We start from the raw sequence: 19,755 nt of genomic DNA on the forward strand, positions 1-19,755 counted from the left end.
TAACTATAATCAATTTACATCATGGAATTTAATTTTTTAGCAATTTTAGTTGCAGCAATCGTACCAATTGTTCTTGGGTTTGTTTGGTATAATCCTAAAACATTCGGAACAGCTTGGGCTCGTGAAGCCGAAATGACTGAAGAAAAAATGAAAAGTGGTAATATGCCTGTTATTTTTTTAGTCTCTTTACTATTATCATTTATTCTTGCTTTTTTTATTCAAATGTTAACTATTCATCAATTTGGTGCTTTAGGTATGATTGGAGGAGACCCAATGGCAGAAGGTGTTTTACCTTCTTATCAGGTTTTTATGGACGACTATGGAAATGCGTTTAGAACTTTTAAGCATGGCGCATTACATGGTGCAATAGCTGGAATATTTTTGTTTATGCCTGTCATTGCGATTAATGCCATGTTTGAACGTAAAAGCTGGAAATATATCATCATTAATTCCTTGTATTGGACAGTATGCCTAACAATTATGGGAGCCATCGTTTGTGGTTGGGTGTAATGTTGTAACATAAACAACTGATAAAAGACTGATGACATAAGTTTTCAGTCTTTTTTAATTAATTCTTTTGACACACTTTAAATTATATCATTCTACAGCAGACTTACCAGAATCTTGGGATACACTTCCCGTTCAGGATATCTTTTTAAAAACGTCTTTCTTAAGAGCTTTAGAACAGTCTAGTCCTGCTAATATTTCAACCTATTTCTTGGGTGTTTTTTCTTCGGAAACTTTGGTTGGGATTGCAATTATTCAGCGCGTCGAAATGTATTTAGATGATGTCTTTAGAAAAACCTCTCACCAATTTTTCAAACGCTTTGGAAAGTTTCTTATTTCAAAGATTGTTAAAGGAAATGCCTTAATCGTTGGAAATCTCATGCATACTGGTCAGCATGGCTTGTATTGTAATACCGAATATATCTCAGAAGAGGTTTATCTACATCAAATTTCTCAAGGATTAGATGCTCTTAAAAAAGTAATCAAAGATAAATTCAACAAAAAAATAAGAATTATAGGTTTTAAAGACTACTTTGAAAACGACTCAATTCATATGAATCAAGCGTTTTTTAAAAATGAAAACCTTTTTAAAGCACGAGTGCAACCGAATATGATTTTTCAAGTTAGAACAACTTGGACTTCACCTGAACACTACATAGCAGATTTTAATAAAAAGTACAGAAGACGTTATAAAACGGCTCGAAAAAAAAGTCAAGATATTATATGCAAGGAGTTTTGCCTTGATGACATCGAAAACTTTTCTGATGCGATTTATAATTTATACGAAAATGTATCAGATAATGCAGGCGTCAATTCTTTTAAACTACATCACAACCATTTCTACCAACTAAAACAACAACTCCAAGATAATTTTAAAATTTATGGATATTTTTTAAATGAAAATTTGATTGGATTCTACTCATTCATCAAAAACTATGACAAACTTGAGACTTATTTTTTGGGCTATAATCAAGAATTACAACACCAGTATCAAATGTATTTAAATATGTTGTTTGATATGGCATCTTTCGGAATTCAGCATCAATACAAAGAAGTCGTTTTTGCCAGAACAGCGATGGAAATTAAAAGCTCAATTGGAGCCAGACCTTTCGACATGTATATTTATTTAAAACACACCAATAATTTTATGGCCAATATGCTGTTAAAATTAGTAGTTAAATATGCAAATCCAGTAAGAGATTGGGATGAAAGGCATCCATTTTAGAGTGTGAAAGCAACGTTAAATCAACAAAATGCCTTTGTAAAATCGTCTTTTTTAAGTACTTTATTACGGTAAAAACACGTAATAAATGGAGAACTCAAGTCAAATACTTACCGAAATTTCTAACATAACTCGTGACATTCAAGAAAATTATCCTGAACTTCAAAAGTATCTAGATGAAACTCGAAGCACATTGCCTAAATCCTATAGCGATGATTCCATGAATCAAGACCTTCAAGATTATTTGACAGGTCTAAAGGAAATGGTAAAGAAATATAAAGAAGGACATTAAAAAAGCCCCAAATACGATTTGAGGCCTTAAGTTATTTCAGAGACTAATATAATTACTCTTCTTTTTTCTTTTTAGCGTTTTTCATTGCTTCTCCAATTTGGTTGCTTGCTGCAAAACTTGCCACCATATCGTTAAGCATGTTACTTCCCGCTTGTGGCGCATTTGGTAGCAAAATGAGATTACTATTCGTTTCTTCACCTAAAGATTGTAAGGTGTCATAATGCTGTGTTACCACAATAAGAGCCGAAGCTTCTTGTGAATTAATACCAACACGATTCAACACTTCAACAGACTCTTCTAAACCACGTGCGATCTCACGACGCTGATCAGCAATTCCTTGTCCTTGTAAACGTTTGCTTTCAGCTTCTGCTTTTGCTTTTTCAACAATTAAAATACGAGCGGCATCACCTTCAAATTGAGCTGCGGTTTTTTCTCTGTCTGCAGCATTAATTCTATTCATGGCTGCTTTAACTTGGGCATCCGGATCAATATCTGTGACTAAGGTTTTGATAATGTCATAACCGTATTCCATCATGGCATCATTTAATTCTGCTTTAACAGCCAAGGCAATATCATCTTTTTTAACGAAAACATCATCCAGTTTCATTTTTGGTACTTCCGCACGAACCACATCAAATACATATGAAGTGATTTGATCATGTGGATAATCAAGCATATAGAAAGCATCATAAACTTTATTTCTAATGACCTTATACTGAACCGATACTTTTAAACGTACGAATACATCGTCTAAGGTTTTGGTTTCAATAATCACATCCAGTTGCTGAATTTTTAAACTTAATTTTCCAGCAATACGATCTACTAGTGGAATTTTAAGCTGTAATCCTGAGTGCCTAATACTCTGAAACTTTCCAAAACGCTCAATAATAGCAGAGGTTTGTTGTTTGACTACAAAGAATGACGAAATCAAAATAATTAAGCCGAAAAATAGAATTGGTATAAAAATGAATGAACCCATAACAGTGTTTTTAATGTTTAAATGAAATAATCAGTTACTAAATTAAGTTATATTTGCTCAAATCACACATTTTAGAGATGCAAAAAAAGCAGTTTATTTTATTAGTAGCCTTTTGTATGGCTTTTGTTACATTAGTTTCAGCTCAACATACGCGCTACACAATAAAAAACGGAATAGGAGTTGTCGGTGGTCTTACTCAATATGATATTATAACTGATAATTTCAAAACGACAAGTGGCTCTGGTTTTCTTGGAGGAATGATTGCTACTGTTGATATTCCTCACAAATGGTACACAGTAAGTTACGGATTACAATTTTCTCAGAATTCTATTGAAATTGAAGGTCGTTCTTTAGCAAATCCGCTTCAGGTTGAACAATTGGAATATGATTTAATGGCTGTTCAATTAGCCTTTATGCTCCACGTGAAACTATTAAGTGATAACCTTACTTTAGATCTTGGTCCGCAATTACAATACAACGGTCAGTTAGATCTCAAAAACAGTAATCAGGAAGATTTTATAATTAATGGTTACGATGTATTAAAAGCAAAAGATATTAGTGAAATCTCACCATTTAATGTCAATGGTGTCGTAGGCGCTTCAGCAGGAATAGCGAATTTTAGATTAAGAGCGACGTATAGTTACGGATTTACAAATATTTTGAAAAAACTTAACGATAACGATTATAATCTTAATAATTCCGATCGTTTTGAAGGCAACCAGACCATGCTGGCTTTTGCTTTAATGATAACTTTTTAAATTGACAAGATTGCAATTCAGAGCGTAAGCGAAGAATCTCAGATATATTATTAAACTAAACGTTTTAGTTTGTTTGAAAACTTTCAGAGCAACTTCTGAATGACCTTAATTGTTTAAGAATTAGCTATTAAATTATCAATTCGCTTCAACGTTTCCGCTTTTCCAATCATATAGATGATATCAAAAACATCAGGACCTTGTAAAGCTCCAACTAATGCTAATCGTAATGGCATCATCACTTTTCCGAAGCCAATATCATTAGATGTAATCCATCCTTTAATGGTATTTTGAAGGTTTTCCACCGTAAAATCTTCTACACCATCAACCAGTGTTTTAACCTGAGTTAAAATATCTGCAGTGTCCTCTTTAACTGCTTTTTTAGATGCTTTCTCATCATATTCAGAAGGCGCAACAAAGAAGAAATGACTTAAATCCCAAAAATCACTTACAAACGTAGCACGCTCTTTAATTAAAGCCACTACCATTTCGATATATTGAGAATCAATCTCTTTTAATTCAGTTCTTAAATTTTGAAACGAAAGAGCTAAACCATGAATGTCCTGCACTTGCATGTAGTGATGATTAAACCACTTGATTTTATCTGGATCAAAACGTGCTCCAGCTTTGTTAACGCGCTCTAATTCAAAAGCCGCAACAAGCTCCTCTAAACTAAAAATTTCTTGCTCTGTACCTGGATTCCATCCTAAAAACGATAAGAAGTTAACCATCGCATCAGCAAAATAGCCATCTTCTTTATAACCTCTTGAAACATCTCCTGTTTTCGGGTCTGTCCACTCTAAAGGAAATACAGGAAATCCTAATTTATCGCCATCACGTTTACTTAATTTTCCTTTTCCAGTTGGTTTTAAAATCAAGGGCAAGTGTGCAAATTCTGGAGCTTCCCAACCAAAAGCAGAGTATAACTGATAATGTAAAGCCAAACTTGGCAACCATTCTTCACCTCGAATCACGTGAGAGATTTCCATTAAATGATCATCAACAATATTTGCCAAGTGATAGGTTGGCATACCATCACTTTTAAAGAGCACCTTGTCATCAAGAATGTTAGTGTCAATTTTTATATCTCCACGAATAATATCTTTAAGATGTAACGTTTCGTCTTGAGGCGATTTAAACCGAATGACATAGTCGTCTCCAGCTTTTAGTTTAGCGTTTACTTCGTCTTGAGAAAGTGATAATGAATTGCTTAATTTTAATCGGTTATGCCAGTTGTAAATAAAGGTTTTTCCTTTTGCCTCATGATCTTTTCTGTGAAAATCTAAGGTTTCAGCAGTATCAAAAGCATAATATGCATGACCTTTTTCAATAAGCTCATCTGCATATTGTTTGTATAAATGTTTACGTTCACTTTGTCTGTAAGGACCAAATTTTTCGTTTCTGTTCGGACCTTCGTCAAAAGGAATATTGCACCAATCTAATGACTTTACGATATAATCTTCAGCACCTTCAACATAACGTGTTTGATCAGTATCTTCTATTCGAAGAATAAAAGTTCCGTTGTATTTTTTTGCGAATAAATAGTTGAAAAGCGCTGTTCTAACACCTCCAATATGTAAAGGTCCTGTTGGGCTTGGTGCAAAACGCACTCTAACGAGTTTGGTCATGAGTTTTATTTTAATGACTGCAAAGATAGAATAGAGTAGAAGAAGAACAAAGAAAATAAAGTAGAGACTAAAAAACGACTCATAAACCATTTCTTCCGCTATTACTTTTTCGACGATTGACCTTATGAGAATGAAATAATCATATATAATTAATTTAAATACTATAACTTAATTACCGCATTTAATCTTTATTGATTAATGTTCTCGTCATACGTCTCAGAGTAAGAGCTAGCGAGAGGGAAGAAAGAATAAAATAATTATAAATTTAGGATCAAAATCTTTCTATAGGTTATGATTTTTTATCATAGCATTTTAATTATATTCGGTTTTTTAAATTTTAGAATATTATTTTATTATGAAAACATTATTTATTGTTTTATCTCTTTTTTTTAGTTTAAACTCTTTATCTCAAACAAAAGAACAATTTATTAAAGAGTTTAATAATAATGCACACAAAAGATTTGATAAGCAAATTAAAAAGATTAAGAATGGAGAGCTTAAATTACTTCATCCCAATGGTGAATTGCAATTTTTAATTGAAATTAAAAACAAAAAAGTTCAAGGAAAATTTATTGAATATAACACTGATGGAAAAGTAATTCACATTGCAAATTATAACAATGGAAAACCCGATGGAGTGATAAAAGAGTTTTATAATTCAGGTCAATTGAAGTTTATTTATAGGTTTGATAAAGGAGAAATGTTACCGAATTTTCAAAATTATTATGAAAATAACCAAATTGAAGCTAAAGCATATTTTGATAACAATAAAGAAGTAAACGTGCTAGAGGTGCATTATAGAAATGGTTATCCAAAATCCACTTCCAGTTATACAGTAAAAAATAATAAAATAAGCGGTGATTTTATTACATATGATAAAAATGTAAAGAATCAAGTTACTTCGAGCTATAGTCTTTTAGATGGTGAATATCATGGAGTCAGTCTGAATTATTTTTATAACGGTCAGTTGAATGTATTAAAAAACTACAATAACGGAAAGTTAGAAGGAGAGTCAAAAGTTTATTATTCCGACGGGAGTTTGAAAATATCACGCTTTTATAAAAATGATAGATTTTCAGGAGAATTAAAGATGTTTTACAAATCTGGACAACTAGAAAATTTAAGTTTTTACACTAATGGTATTCAAGAAGGAGAAAGTAAAAAGTTCTTTGAAAGTGGAGCCATAAAGGAGTCTATAATTTTTAAGAATGATAAAAGGATAGGCTTTACAACAGTATATTATGAAAATGGTAATGTTCGTAAAAAAACTTCGTTCAAAAATGGGGCTGCTGAAGGTTCTTTTTATAGTTTTTATGAAGATGGAACTCCTGAATCAAAAGGTAATTATAGCAATAATCAACCAAATGGAGAATGGACATTTTACGATAAAAATGGAGACATATCTAAAGTTGAGTATTATGATGAAGGTGAAAAACAGCGCTAATTACAACTTCATAGTAATTGACTTGTCAAAGCCACTATATATGTCTTAAATAACCATAGTTCTAGGGACACGCTTATTCATAATCTTAAACCATAAAGGAGGAATCATTGCCAAAACCATAGATGTAGGATAACCATATGGCATTTGCGGACTCTCATCATGACAATCTAAAATTTGATATTTTTTTGAAGACTTAAAGTGATGATCACTGTGTCTGGTTAGTTCGTATAGCACTATTCTTCCAATCACATGGTTTGAATTCCAAGAATGCATTTCTTTTACGCGCTCATATCTGCCAGATTTTGTTTTGAGACGCAATAATCCGTAATGTTCAATATAATTTACAGATTCCAGTAGTAAAATCCCAACAAGAGCAGAAGATATGGCGAACAATAATCCCATTGTTCCGAAGACAAGTAAGACAGTCAGTAAATAGCTAATTTGAAGTAAAATGAACCAAAACATGTCGTTTTTTACCGAAAAGAAGCCCTTTTTACTGTTTTTTAGTAGTTTTTGCTGAATTTTCCATGCTTTTACATATTGTCTAAAAATAGAGGTAAACCAGAATGAATACACACTTTGATTATATCTTGCTGTTGCAGGATCTTCAGGCGTTGCAGCATGCAAATGATGACCAAAATTATGTTCAATATAAAAATGCATGTATTGTGAGGGTAGAAGTAAAGCCTTTCCAATAAATCGCTCGTTAGTAGTTTGTCTGTGCCCAAGTTCGTGAGCGACATTTATTCCGTTTACACCTAAAACGATTCCAACAGAAAGTATCATTCCGACAAGTTCATAATTTGCAATAGTTGTCATTGAAGCTTGGTAGATTCCGAAGCCTACTAATCCGTAAACAATAGGTAAATTAAGATAAAGCAACCAGTCGAAAACCCTTCTTTTTAGTTTATCATCGACTTCATCAGAAGATAAATTTTCAGTACTCACCGGACAAATAAGCTCTAATATAGGGATGATTACAAAAGCGTAAACAGGAGTTAAAAACACAAAATTTCCCTTAAAATATAAACCCAAAAAGGCAGCAATTGGTATGGAGAATGCAGTGAGATATTTAAGGTCTTTCATAGAAACACTATTGCGAGTTGGTCTTTATTTTGGCACAACTCCTCGAAATTAACAGAATCTTACCAAATTTAGGCATTTGCAGGTTAAAATAAAATTGTAGTTTAGTGAGTTAAATAGTTAATGTTGAATAATTTCAAGAACATACAATCTAAATTAGAGCAATTTATTAGAAGATATTACACTAATGAATTGGTGAAAGGCGCTATTTTGTTTTTTGCCATTGGCTTGCTGTATTTAATTGTTACCTTGTTAATCGAATATTTTTTGTGGCTTAACCCAACAGCACGAACAATTTTATTTTGGGTATTTATTGCTGTAGAATTGGCCTTATTTGCTAAGTTTATTGCATTTCCACTTGCGAAATTATTCAAACTTCAAAAAGGAATAGATTACGAAAAAGCTTCACAAATTATAGGAAACCATTTTCCTGAAGTGAGTGATAAGCTCCTTAATGTGCTTCAACTAAACCACAATAAAACACAATCAGAACTCCTTGAGGCAAGTATCGAACAGAAGTCTTTGGAATTAAGTCCGATTCCCTTCAAATTAGCTATAAATTTTAAAAAGAACACCAAATATTTAAAATATGCGGCCATACCAATAGCGATATTGCTTATTTCTTATGTTACAGGTAAAATCAACTGGTTTAGTGATAGTTATGAGCGTGTTGTCAATTATCAAACAGCTTATGAGCCTCCTGCACCTTTTCAGTTCTATGTAGCGAATGAAGAGATGAATGCTATTGAAAATAAAGAGTTCAAATTAATGGTTAAAACGGCTGGTGAAGTCATTCCTGAAAATGCTCAAATTCATTACAACGGACAATCATATTTTTTACAGCAAACAGCTCCTGGACAGTTTGAATATGTGTTTCCACAATTTAAAGATGCACTGAGTTTTAATTTATCAGCCAACGACGTACGTTCTAAAGATTACAACATTGAAGTAACTAAGGTGCCTACTTTAGTGAATTTTGAAATGGTATTAGATTATCCAGCTTATACGCAAAAGAAGGATGAGGTTCTAAAAAGCACAGGAAACTCAACAATTCCTGAAGGTACAAATGTGACCTGGAAAGTTTCTACACGTTCTACAGACGAAGTGGCACTCTATGCAAAAGACACAATCAACTTCGAAAATAAATCACAAGGTAAATTTGAAGCTTCGAAGCGCATTTATAATAACACAGACTACAGCATTAGTACAAGCAATAAAAACTTAAAAGATTATGAGAACCTTGCGTTTTCATTGAGTGTAATTAAAGACAATTATCCAGAACTTAATCTGAAGATGGAAAAGGATTCTTTAGATAATCAAACACTGTATTTCTTTGGACAGGTTAGTGATGATTACGGACTTAGCAAACTGCAATTGGTGTATTATCCTTCGACCAATCCGAATGAAAAATCTTTTGAAAGAATACCTGTTTCGAAATCAAATTTTGATGAGTTTGTTAGTGCATTTCCAAATCAGTTGAATTTGACAGATGGAGTTGATTATGAATTCTATTTTCAGGTGTTTGATAATGATGCCATTCATAATTATAAAAGCACAAAAAGCACAGTTTTCAACTACAGAAAACTCACAAAAGAAGAGGAAGAGCAGAAACAACTTCAGGAGCAAAATGAAACCATCAAAGATATAGGTAAAACCTTTGATAAACTTAAAGAACAGGACAAACAACTTGAAGAGTTTTCTAAAACCCAAAAGGAAAAAGAGGAGCTCAATTTTAATGATAAAAAGAAGTTTGAGAATTTCTTAAAACGTCAGAAGGAGCAAGAACAGTTGATGCAGAACTTCAACAAAAAGCTGAAAGAAAATCTTGAAGAGTTTCAAAATGAAAATGAAGAAAAAGACCAGTTTAAAGAAGACTTACAACAACGTCTTGAAGAAAATGAAGAACAGCTTAAACAAGATGAAAAGCTGTTAGAAGAGCTTGAAAAAATGCAGGAGAAAATTCAGAAGGAAGAGTTTTCTCAAAAGCTTGAAGAATTGTCAAAACAAAATAAAAATAAAGAGCGAAGCCTGAAACAACTCTTAGAGTTAACCAAACGCTATTATGTAGCTAAGAAGGCTGAAAAACTTCAGCAAGAATTAGAGCAATTGGCTGAAGAGCAAGAAAAACTTTCCGAAGAAAATGAAGAAAATAATACGAAAGAAGAGCAAGAAAAATTAAATAAAAAGTTTGAAGATTTCCAGAAAGAAATGGATGAACTTCAAAAAGAAAATAAGGAGCTTAAGAAGCCAATGGAGCTTCCTCAGGACAAACCAACTGAGGAATCTATAAAACAGGATCAGCAGGAAGCCACAGATGCATTAGAACAAAAGGAACAGGAAGATAAAGAACAGCAGGAAGCAGGAGAGCAAGGAGAGCAAGGCGAAAAACAAGAACAAGGAGAGCAGCAGGAAAGTCAGCCACAAGATTCACAACAAAAGGCTAAGAAAAAACAGAAACAAGCTGCACAAAAAATGAAAGAGATGAGTGGTCAAATGGCCCAAATGATGCAAATGGGTGGAGGCGATCAGGCTCAGGAAGATGCGACAATGCTCAGACAGATTTTAGATAATTTAGTATTGTTTTCATTTGATCAGGAAAATTTAATGGATCAATTCAAAAGCATTGAAATCAACCATAATGAATATGGTAAATTCTTAAGAAAACAGAGTAATCTACGAGAACATTTTGAACATGTTGATGACAGCTTATTCGCCTTATCATTGCGACAACCAAAAATTTCGGAACAGGTTAACAAACAAATCACTGAAGTCTTTTTTAATATTGATAAGTCGCTCGGACAATTGTCTGAAAACCGCATATATCAAGGTGTTGCGGCTCAGCAATACACAATCACAGCAACCAATGAACTCGCTAGTTTTTTAAGTGATATTCTCGATAATATGAATGCGCAAATGAATCCTTCAATGGGTCAAGGTGGAGGCGATATGCAATTACCAGATATTATTATGAGTCAGGAGCAATTGAATGAGCAAATGAAAGATGGCATGAAAAAAAGCCAGCAAGGAAAACCTAAAGAAGGAGAAGGAGAGAAAGAAGGCGAAGGCGAAGGTGAAAAGGAAGGTGAAAGCGAAAAATCTAAAAAAGGGAAAGAAGGAAAACAAGGAAAAGAAGGTGAAGGTGGAGAAAACGGAAACTCTCAAGGTGAAGGTGAAGGAAGTAATGAAGATTTAAATGGAGAGTTGTATCGTATTTATCAGCAACAACAACAACTGCGTCAGGCTCTTGAAAATAAATTGGGAGAACAAGGCAAACAAGGTCAAGGAGCTAAGTTGTTAAAGGACATGGAAGAAGTTGAATTGGACTTAATAAACAAAGGGTTTACAAATCAAACGCTTCAGAAAATGATGGATTTACAACATCAGTTATTAAAGATGGAGAATGCTACATTCATGCAAGGTGAAGATAATAAGCGTAAATCTGAAACTGATAACAACACGTTTAAAAATACAACCAATAATAAATTGCCAACAGCAAAAGAATATTTCAATACTACTGAAATTTTAAACAGGCAAGCACTACCTTTGCAGGACGTTTATAAAAAGAAAGTCCAAGAGTATTTTAAAAAAACAAATGATCAGCTTTAATTACGAAACCAATTTTGAATTGCCATATGAACAAGAGTTTTCATCATGGATTTCTAAAGTGATCTCTTCTGAAAATTGTAAGGAAGGCGAAATCAATTACATTTTTTGTGACGATGACTATTTACTTGATATCAATCAAAAATATCTCAATCACGACACATTAACTGATATTATTAGTTTTGATTACTCAGTAGGAAAAGAACTACATGGCGATATTTACATTTCGGTTGATCGTGTTAAAGAAAATGCCAAGGATTTTGAGGTTGATTTTAAAGATGAAATCCGTCGTGTTATGGTTCATGGAGTTCTTCATTATTGTGGTTACAAAGATAAATCTAAAGAGGATAAGGAACTCATGCGATCCAAGGAAGATCACTACATCAAACAAGGATCTTAGTATATTGAGATTTAGATGTATATTTGCAAACTGAAAAAAATAAAATCTAATGTTCCACGTGGAACAATACTATAAATTATGTTTAACGATGTATATGATGTCATAGTAGTTGGTGCTGGTCATGCAGGTAGTGAAGCTGCTGCAGCTGCTGCTAACATGGGAAGCAAAACATTGCTTATTACAATGAATCTGCAAAACATTGCGCAGATGTCTTGTAATCCTGCTATGGGAGGAATTGCGAAAGGACAAATCGTTAGAGAAATTGATGCTTTAGGTGGCTACAGTGGCATCGTAAGTGACACCTCTGCCATTCAATTTAAGATGCTTAATAAATCAAAAGGACCAGCAATGTGGAGTCCGAGAGTTCAAAGTGATCGTATGCGTTTTGCTGAAGATTGGAGATTACTTTTAGAGCAAACCAAAAACCTCGATTTTTATCAGGAAATGGTGTCAGGATTAATTGTCGAAAATCATAAAATAATTGGTGTTAAAACATCTCTTGGATTAGAAATTAAGGCCAAAACGGTTGTCCTTACCAACGGAACGTTTCTTAATGGATTGATTCATATTGGTGATAAGAATTTTGGTGGAGGAAGAGCAGGAGAAAGAGCCGCAACGGGAATCACAGAAGAACTTATTCAATTAGGTTTTGAATCAGGCCGAATGAAAACAGGAACACCTCCTAGAGTTGATGGTAGATCTTTAGATTATTCTAAAATGATTGAGCAACCAGGAGATGAACAACCTGAAAAGTTTTCCTATTTAGAGCACATTAAACCTTTGACTGAACAACGATCATGTCACATGACTTATACAAGTCCTGAGGTTCATGATTTGTTGCGCGAAGGCTTTGATCGCTCCCCAATGTTCAACGGAAGAATTCAAAGTACTGGACCAAGATATTGCCCGTCTATTGAAGATAAAATCAATCGCTTTGCAGACAAAGATCGTCATCAATTATTTGTAGAACCTGAAGGTTGGAATACAGTTGAAGTTTATGTTAATGGATTTTCTACTTCGCTTCCAGAAGACGTTCAGTATAAAGCTTTAAAATCGGTTGCAGGATTTGAAAATGTGAAATTTTTCAGACCAGGTTATGCTATAGAATATGATTACTTCCCACCAACGCAATTAAAACATACTTTAGAAACTAAACTGGTTGAAGGTTTGTATTTCGCAGGTCAGATTAATGGAACAACGGGTTATGAGGAAGCTGCTTCTCAAGGTTTAATGGCAGGAATAAATGCTGCGCTTAAAGTACAAGAGAAAGATGAATTTATTCTAAAACGCAATGAGGCCTACATTGGAGTTTTAGTGGATGATTTAATCACCAAAGGAACTGAAGAGCCTTATCGCATGTTTACGTCCAGAGCGGAATACAGAACACTTTTAAGACAAGACAATGCCGATTTTAGGCTAACGCCAAAAGGATATGAGCTTGGCTTAGCAAGTGAAAAGCGATTGCGTCGTATGGAGGAAAAGCAAAAGCAATCGGATAATTTCGTCAATTTTTTCAGGGAGACTAGTGTGAAGCCTGAAGATGCTAATCCGGTTTTAGAAGCTAAATCTTCATCACCTGTTAAACAATCAGATAAGATGTTTAAATTGTTTTCTCGCCCGAATATTACTATTGAGGACATGCGGCAGTTTGAAGCTGTAGAACACTACATTCAGGAGCATGAATTAAATCGCGAAGTAATTGAGCAGACTGAAATTCAGATTAAGTATTCAGGTTATATTGATAAGGAAAAGAATAACGCAGATAAATTAAATCGTTTAGAAGACGTAAAAATCCCACGGAATTTTGATTACGAAAAATTGAAATCTATGAGTACTGAAGCGAAACAAAAACTTTCAAAAATACAACCGGTAACTATTTCTCAAGCGTCAAGAATTTCAGGAGTTTCTCCAGCAGATGTTTCCGTATTGTTAGTTTATTTGGGACGATAATTTTGATAATGTTTCACGTGGAACACTAAATTCTATATTTAATTTTGTCATTCAGAACACACTGAAGAATCTCTTTCAATGAAACATAATTCAACTTATCTTAACGTAAAAGATCACTCCGTTTCAGGAGAAGAATTTCAATTGGTTTATAATGAAAAGTTGGAAATGTTGGAGACTTTTCCGCAGCCTTCTAAATCAGAATTGCCAAAATATTACCAAAGCGAAGATTATATTTCCCATACAGATGCTAAACGAAATGTGTTCGAAAAAGTCTACCATTTTGTAAAATCAATAGCCTTAAAGCAAAAACTAAAGTTGATTAATTCATTTGAAACTGAAGACAAACGACTTTTAGATATTGGTTGTGGCACAGGAGATTTTTTAAAAGTTGCAAAAGATAATTATTGGAAGGTAACTGGAGTTGAACCAAATCCTGGTGCTAGATTAATTGCTAATCAAAAAACTAATAATTCTGTTTATGATATCGAGCAATTATTAACGTTTGAAAAACAAAGTTTTGACGTCATTACACTCTGGCACGTTTTAGAACATTTACCAAATTTAGAAGACCATATTGAAATTTTTGAATCACTTTTAAAGCCCTATGGACGATTAATAATTGCTGTGCCTAATTATAAAAGTTTCGATGCTCAATATTATAAAACTTACTGGGCAGCTTTTGATGTTCCGAGACACCTTTGGCACTTTTCCCAAAAGGCTATTTCAAAACTTGTAAGTCAAAAAGGAATGAGCGTGATAAAAAAAGAACCCATGCTATTTGATGCCTACTACGTATCTCTGCTTTCAGAAAAATATAAAAATGGTTTTATGAATCCGATTAAGGCCTTTTGGATTGGTTGGCAATCAAATTTTAAAGCAAAGGGCTCAAAAGAGTTTTCTTCTTTGATTTATATTATAGAAAAGACTCAAAAATGATTTTTAAGCGATTTAAGGCCTCTTTTGTTATGAAGAAGTCAAATTGTATTTCAAAAATTTTATAGTTCAAATTATAAGAGCTTTTGCACCTGATTTTCTATTGATATAATTAATGTTGTTTTTATATACTATATGTATTATTTATAGTGAAAGATTTTAAAAAATTAATAGCAGCACTTTCATACATTTGCAAAAATTTAAAAGAACATAAAATGAAAAAATTATTTGGAGTACTTGTAATAGTATTTGTGTTAACATCTTGTCAGGAGCAGCAAAAAATTGCTTACATCGATAACGCCAAAGTTGTAAATGAATTTAAGAAGAAAGTAGATTTCGAAAAGACATTTCAAGTGAAAGTCACAGCATTCAACAAAAAAGCTGATAGTTTAGATAAAGCCATTCAAATGGAAGCTCAACTATTTCAAGCAAAGGCAGCTAAGATGTCTCAAAAAAACGCTGAAACTGAGTATCAAGCCCTACTTCAGAAAAAACAAATGCAAGATTATCAGTTGCAAGCAGAAGAGCAAAGTCTTCAAGGTGAAGGTCAAAAGAAAATTGATACACTTATTAAAGAAGTCAAAGCTTTTGTTAAGGAATACGGTAAGAAAAATGGTTATACATACATTCTAGGTGCTAATGATGCTGGAAGTGTTATGTATGGTGAAGAGTCTAATGATATTACTCAAACAGTTATTGATGCTTTAAATGCAGATGCTAAGAACGAGGAATAGTTTTTTAGTTCATGATAAACACAAAAAAGCCGATTGAATCTCAATCGGCTTTTTTGTGTAATAAACGCGTGAGTTTTATGGAAAGATCTGTAAGGATGATTTTAGAATTTCCGTTGCGCTCAATATGGTAAATAGCCTCTTGAAGCTCGTTTGAAATATCAACGATATTATTTCCATGAACATAAGGCGCAAAATTTTCAAGTTTAAAAGACGTTTTAGGTTCCATATAAACCAATCCTTCTGCTTGGTAATTGAGTAATAAAGCTTGTCTGAAAAAATCAAGACAAAAGTTTAAAAACTGCTTTTGAGTTTCGCGACCTGTTTTAGCAATGGTTTCGCTCCATGATATTAAATCGTGAATGGCACTTTTATTTCCTTTAGCTTTGAAAGCAGATCGAATCCAAAATACGAACCAATCTTCAAACTGCGTGTCTTCGCTGTCACTATAAACTAAGTCACAAGCTTTGTTATAATTTCCATTAGCCTGATGTGCAATTTTAACAGCATCTGCCTCAGGAAGCTGATAGTTTTTAATTAAAGCCTCTTTTATAACATCTTCGGCTAAAGGTGGAAAATGTAAAACTTGACAACGAGAACGAATGGTATTTATAAGTTGTTCTTCATCTTCAGCAATGAGAATGAAGATGGTTTTATTTGGTGGTTCTTCAATAAGCTTCAAAAGTTTATTAGACGCTGGAGTATTCATTTTTTCTGCCATCCAAATCAACATCACTTTGTAACCACCTTCGTATGATTTTAATGATAAAGCCTTAACAATATCCTGAGCTTCATCTACGCCAATCTGACCTTGTTTATTATCAATACCCAAAATCCGATACCAATCAAATAGGTTTCCATAAGGCTGTCTATCAATGAGTTGTCGCCATTCTTCCATAAAATGATTAGAGACAGGGTGACTTTTCACTTTATCATTCGTAGCAACAGGAAAAGCAAAATGCAAATCGGGATGCGACAACTGTTTGAACTTCATGTTGCAAGCCTCATTGCCTTTAGTGTTTTCTCCTTCGGTATTTTTACATAGTAAGTATTGTGCATAAGCAATTGCCATGGGAAGCGTTCCAGATCCTTCGGGACCAACAAACAATTGTGCGTGTGGTACACGGCCATGATCTGCACTTTTCGTGAGGTGGTTTTTAATGTGTTCTTGTCCTAATATTTCTGAAAACAGCATGCCGCAAAGATACTTTTTTTATACGATTAATTTATGCAAACGTTTTCGTATAAAAACATCTTTTATCACTTTGTTTTATTGGTTACATTTGCTAAACAATTCTTTAAACGCAGACTTATGAAAACCTTGAACGATTTTAATTTTGAAAATAAAAAAGCACTAATCCGAGTAGATTTTAATGTGCCTTTGAATGATGCATTTGAAGTGACCGACGCCACTCGAATTGTATCTGCTAAGCCTACTATTATTAAAATTTTAGAAGATGGAGGTAGCTGTGTTTTAATGTCGCATTTAGGTAGGCCAAAAGGTGTACAGGATAAATTTTCACTGCGTCATATTGTAAATAAGGTAGAAGATATTTTAGGTGTGGAAGTAAAATTTGTTTCGGACTGCATTGGACAAGATGCTGAAGACGCTTCAAAAAACTTAAAACCAGGAGAGATCCTCTTATTAGAAAACTTACGTTTCTATCCCGAAGAAACTGCAGGTGATGTTAATTTTGCAGAAGCCTTATCGAAACTTGGAGATATTTATGTTAACGATGCGTTTGGTACTGCACACAGAGCTCACGCGTCTACAACAATAATTGCCCAATTTTTTCCTGCCCACAAGTGTTTCGGACATCTGCTTGCCCAAGAGATAGACAGTATCAAAAAAGTTATGGAAACCGGCGAAAAGCCAGTTTTAGCGGTTCTTGGAGGTGCAAAAGTATCTTCAAAAATTACCATTATTGAGAATATTCTGGATAAAGTTGATCATTTAATTATTGGAGGTGGAATGACATTCACCTTTATAAAAGCACAAGGAGGTTCTATTGGTGATTCAATTTGTGAAGATGATAAAATGGAACTGGCTTTAGATATTATGAAGCAAGCGAAAGCAAAAAATGTTCAGATTCATTTACCAGTAGATGTTGTTGCTGCCAATGCCTTTAGTAATGATGCAGATACTGAAATTATGGATGTTACTCAAATTCCTGATGGATGGCAAGGTCTTGATGCTGGACCAAAGTCTATAGCTAATTTTCACGATGTTGTTATGCAGAGTAAAACCATCTTATGGAATGGTCCTTTAGGTGTTTTTGAAATGGAACGCTTTTCTGAAGGAACTATTGCTCTTGGTAATTCTATTGCTGAAGCGACTAAAAATGGAGCATTTTCCTTAGTTGGAGGTGGTGATTCTGTGGCTGCCGTGAAACAATTCGGATTTGAACACAAAGTTAGTTATGTTAGTACAGGAGGAGGAGCCATGCTTGAAAGTCTTGAAGGGAAAACATTACCTGGAATAGCTGCAATTTTAGAATAGCTGCAATTTTAGGCTCGTTTACAATTACGGAAGAATTGCTCATCTCTTGTTAAATTGTGTCGTCAAACTTTCATTTTAACTAAAAAAATACGATTTTAGCTGACCTATCGTTTTGATAGTTAAATAATCTACCAATGAACCTAAAGCTTAAAACACTAACTTTTGGAATTCTGTTGAGTTGTATATTTAGTTTTGGTCAGGATAGTATACCTAAATCAACCAAGGTTAAACAGCCCATAGTATCTGACTCAATTGTCAATAGCACAGTACGTGTTGATTCACTTATCGATGGCAAGAACATTTTAAAAACTGAAATTAAGGCAGAACCAGATTCTATTTCAATACGAAATCTGCAAGACCACCAACTTGCCTCTGAAATAGACGAAAAATGGTTAGAAGAACTCTACAGTAATAATCTTTTTGATACGATTTACAAGTCGGTTTCAGAGCTTAAATACGAGCCTGTTGATTATCCAGAATTACCTACAGATACGCTAAAAGCCAGACTTAAAATTTTAAATGCCAGAACGCCTTTTAACATTGAGTACAACCCTTCACTGGAGAGCGTCATAAAATCGTATTTAAAAAACCGAAGACAATCCATGGAGCGACTAATGTCTTTAAGCGATTATTATTTTCCTTTATTTGAAGAATCACTTGATAATTATGACATTCCATTAGAGGTCAAATATTTAGCTATTGTAGAATCTGCATTAAAACCAAGGGCAAAATCGAGAGTAGGTGCGACGGGATTATGGCAGTTTATGTTCGGAACAGGAAAAGAATACGGACTTAATGTGAGTAGCTTTGTTGATGAACGAAGCGATCCTGTGAAATCTACAGTTGCAGCCAGTAAATATCTCGCGAGATTATACAAGATTTTTGGCGACTGGGATTTGGCTTTAGCAGCCTACAATTCAGGTCCAGGTAATGTTAGTAAAGCTATCAGACGCTCTGGAGGTTATGAGAATTATTGGAATATAAGACCATATTTACCACGTGAAACAGCTGGATATTTACCAGCATTTTTAGCCACGATGTATATCTTTGAATTTGCCGAGGAGCACGGTTTTAAAAAAGAACGCCCTAATTTTCATTATGTAGAAACCGATACTATTCACGTTAAAAAAATGATTTCTTTAGATCAGGTTTCAGAATTGCTAGACGTTCCCATTGAAGAGTTACAGTTTTTAAATCCATCCTATAAATTAGATGTTATACCTTATATTAAAGGAGAGGACTATACGTTGCGCTTACCGAGAGAGGTTGTTGGGAAATTTGTTACCAATGAAGATCAGATTTATGCCTTTGCTGAAAAAGAATTTAATAAACGTGAAAAGCCACTTCCTCAATTTTTTGACTCAGATTCAAAGGTAAGATATCGGGTTCGTTCAGGTGATTATTTGGGTAAAATTGCACGACAATATGGTGTACGCGTGAGTCAGATAAAACAATGGAACGGCTTACGAAGCAATAATCTTAAAATCGGACAACGTTTAACAATTTACCCTAGGAAACCAGTTGTCTCTCAAAAAACAGCAACGACGTCAACTGTTAAGAAAACGATTAATACTGAAGGAAAATCTACATATAAAGTTCAAAAAGGAGATTCACTCTGGAGCATCTCACAAAAATTTCCAGGTGTTTCTGTTCAAAATATTAAAGATTGGAATGATATTAGCAGTAATAAGCTAAAAATAGGAATGACGCTTATCGTGTCTAATTAGT

Annotated in this window: 16 protein-coding genes; 12 read left to right on the plus strand and 4 right to left on the minus strand. The window is 33.8% G+C overall.

All coding sequences use genetic code 11. The annotated features are described in order from the left end of the window. Nucleotides 1-21: 21 nt before the first annotated feature. The 3 genes from TD18_RS11905 to TD18_RS11915 all read left to right on the plus strand — a co-directional run bounded on the left by TD18_RS11905 (nt 22) and on the right by TD18_RS11915 (nt 2,021). Nucleotides 22-510, plus strand: coding sequence for a DUF1761 domain-containing protein (locus TD18_RS11905; RefSeq protein WP_040252830.1), 489 nt, complete (start codon nt 22-24; stop codon nt 508-510). Nucleotides 511-577: 67 nt separating this feature from the next. Next, nucleotides 578-1,732: a hypothetical protein gene (locus TD18_RS11910; RefSeq protein WP_040252831.1), complete on the plus strand. Its 1,155-nt coding sequence runs from the start codon at nt 578-580 to the stop codon at nt 1,730-1,732. 85 nt (nt 1,733-1,817) lie between these two features. Beyond that, nucleotides 1,818-2,021: a hypothetical protein gene (locus tag TD18_RS11915; protein ID WP_040252834.1), complete on the plus strand. Its 204-nt coding sequence runs from the start codon at nt 1,818-1,820 to the stop codon at nt 2,019-2,021. Between the two features lie 52 nt (nt 2,022-2,073). Here TD18_RS11915 and TD18_RS11920 read toward each other — a convergent pair whose 3' ends face one another. Continuing rightward, nucleotides 2,074-3,000, minus strand: a complete 927-nt coding sequence (locus TD18_RS11920) for an SPFH domain-containing protein (RefSeq protein ID WP_040252836.1) — start codon at nt 2,998-3,000, stop codon at nt 2,074-2,076. 77 nt (nt 3,001-3,077) lie between these two features. Here TD18_RS11920 and TD18_RS11925 point away from each other — a divergent pair, with 77 nt between their 5' ends. Next, entirely contained in the window at nt 3,078-3,758 is a 681-nt protein-coding gene (locus tag TD18_RS11925) for a porin family protein (RefSeq protein WP_040252839.1), read from the plus strand. Between the two features lie 113 nt (nt 3,759-3,871). Here TD18_RS11925 and gltX read toward each other — a convergent pair whose 3' ends face one another. Beyond that, entirely contained in the window at nt 3,872-5,383 is a 1,512-nt protein-coding gene (gene gltX / locus TD18_RS11930) for a glutamate--tRNA ligase (protein ID WP_040252842.1), read from the minus strand. A gap of 355 nt (nt 5,384-5,738) precedes the next feature. Here gltX and TD18_RS11935 point away from each other — a divergent pair, with 355 nt between their 5' ends. Next, entirely contained in the window at nt 5,739-6,827 is a 1,089-nt protein-coding gene (locus tag TD18_RS11935) for a toxin-antitoxin system YwqK family antitoxin (protein ID WP_040252843.1), read from the plus strand. A gap of 45 nt (nt 6,828-6,872) precedes the next feature. Here TD18_RS11935 and TD18_RS11940 read toward each other — a convergent pair whose 3' ends face one another. Continuing rightward, complete coding sequence (locus TD18_RS11940; protein ID WP_040252845.1) at nt 6,873-7,913, minus strand: alkane 1-monooxygenase; 1,041 nt, start codon at nt 7,911-7,913, stop codon at nt 6,873-6,875. Between the two features lie 120 nt (nt 7,914-8,033). Between TD18_RS11940 and TD18_RS11945 the strand changes: the two genes are divergently transcribed. The 5 genes from TD18_RS11945 to TD18_RS11965 all read left to right on the plus strand — a co-directional run bounded on the left by TD18_RS11945 (nt 8,034) and on the right by TD18_RS11965 (nt 15,530). Continuing rightward, nucleotides 8,034-11,516, plus strand: a complete 3,483-nt coding sequence (locus tag TD18_RS11945; RefSeq protein WP_052461154.1) for a DUF4175 family protein — start codon at nt 8,034-8,036, stop codon at nt 11,514-11,516. Continuing rightward, entirely contained in the window at nt 11,503-11,913 is a 411-nt protein-coding gene (gene ybeY / locus TD18_RS11950) for an rRNA maturation RNase YbeY (protein ID WP_040252847.1), read from the plus strand. The genes TD18_RS11945 and ybeY overlap by 14 nt, the downstream gene beginning before the upstream one ends. A gap of 78 nt (nt 11,914-11,991) precedes the next feature. Next, complete coding sequence (mnmG, locus tag TD18_RS11955; RefSeq protein ID WP_040252849.1) at nt 11,992-13,863, plus strand: tRNA uridine-5-carboxymethylaminomethyl(34) synthesis enzyme MnmG; 1,872 nt, start codon at nt 11,992-11,994, stop codon at nt 13,861-13,863. Between the two features lie 78 nt (nt 13,864-13,941). Beyond that, on the plus strand, nt 13,942-14,799 hold the full coding sequence (locus TD18_RS11960; protein WP_040252851.1) for a class I SAM-dependent methyltransferase: 858 nt from the start codon (nt 13,942-13,944) through the stop codon (nt 14,797-14,799). A gap of 212 nt (nt 14,800-15,011) precedes the next feature. Next, nucleotides 15,012-15,530, plus strand: a complete 519-nt coding sequence (locus TD18_RS11965; protein WP_040253043.1) for an OmpH family outer membrane protein — start codon at nt 15,012-15,014, stop codon at nt 15,528-15,530. 40 nt (nt 15,531-15,570) lie between these two features. Here the strand turns inward: TD18_RS11965 and TD18_RS11970 are convergent, their stop codons facing one another. Continuing rightward, nucleotides 15,571-16,722: a DNA polymerase III subunit gene (locus TD18_RS11970; RefSeq protein ID WP_040252853.1), complete on the minus strand. Its 1,152-nt coding sequence runs from the start codon at nt 16,720-16,722 to the stop codon at nt 15,571-15,573. Nucleotides 16,723-16,839: 117 nt separating this feature from the next. Between TD18_RS11970 and TD18_RS11975 the strand changes: the two genes are divergently transcribed. Then, on the plus strand, nt 16,840-18,027 hold the full coding sequence (locus TD18_RS11975) for a phosphoglycerate kinase (RefSeq protein WP_040253045.1): 1,188 nt from the start codon (nt 16,840-16,842) through the stop codon (nt 18,025-18,027). Nucleotides 18,028-18,161: 134 nt separating this feature from the next. Beyond that, complete coding sequence (locus TD18_RS11980) at nt 18,162-19,754, plus strand: LysM peptidoglycan-binding domain-containing protein (RefSeq protein ID WP_052461155.1); 1,593 nt, start codon at nt 18,162-18,164, stop codon at nt 19,752-19,754. Nucleotide 19,755: the final 1 nt, after the last annotated feature.

It is taken from the genome of Psychroserpens mesophilus, from assembly GCF_000826645.1.
Lineage (GTDB): Bacteria > Bacteroidota > Bacteroidia > Flavobacteriales > Flavobacteriaceae > Psychroserpens > Psychroserpens mesophilus.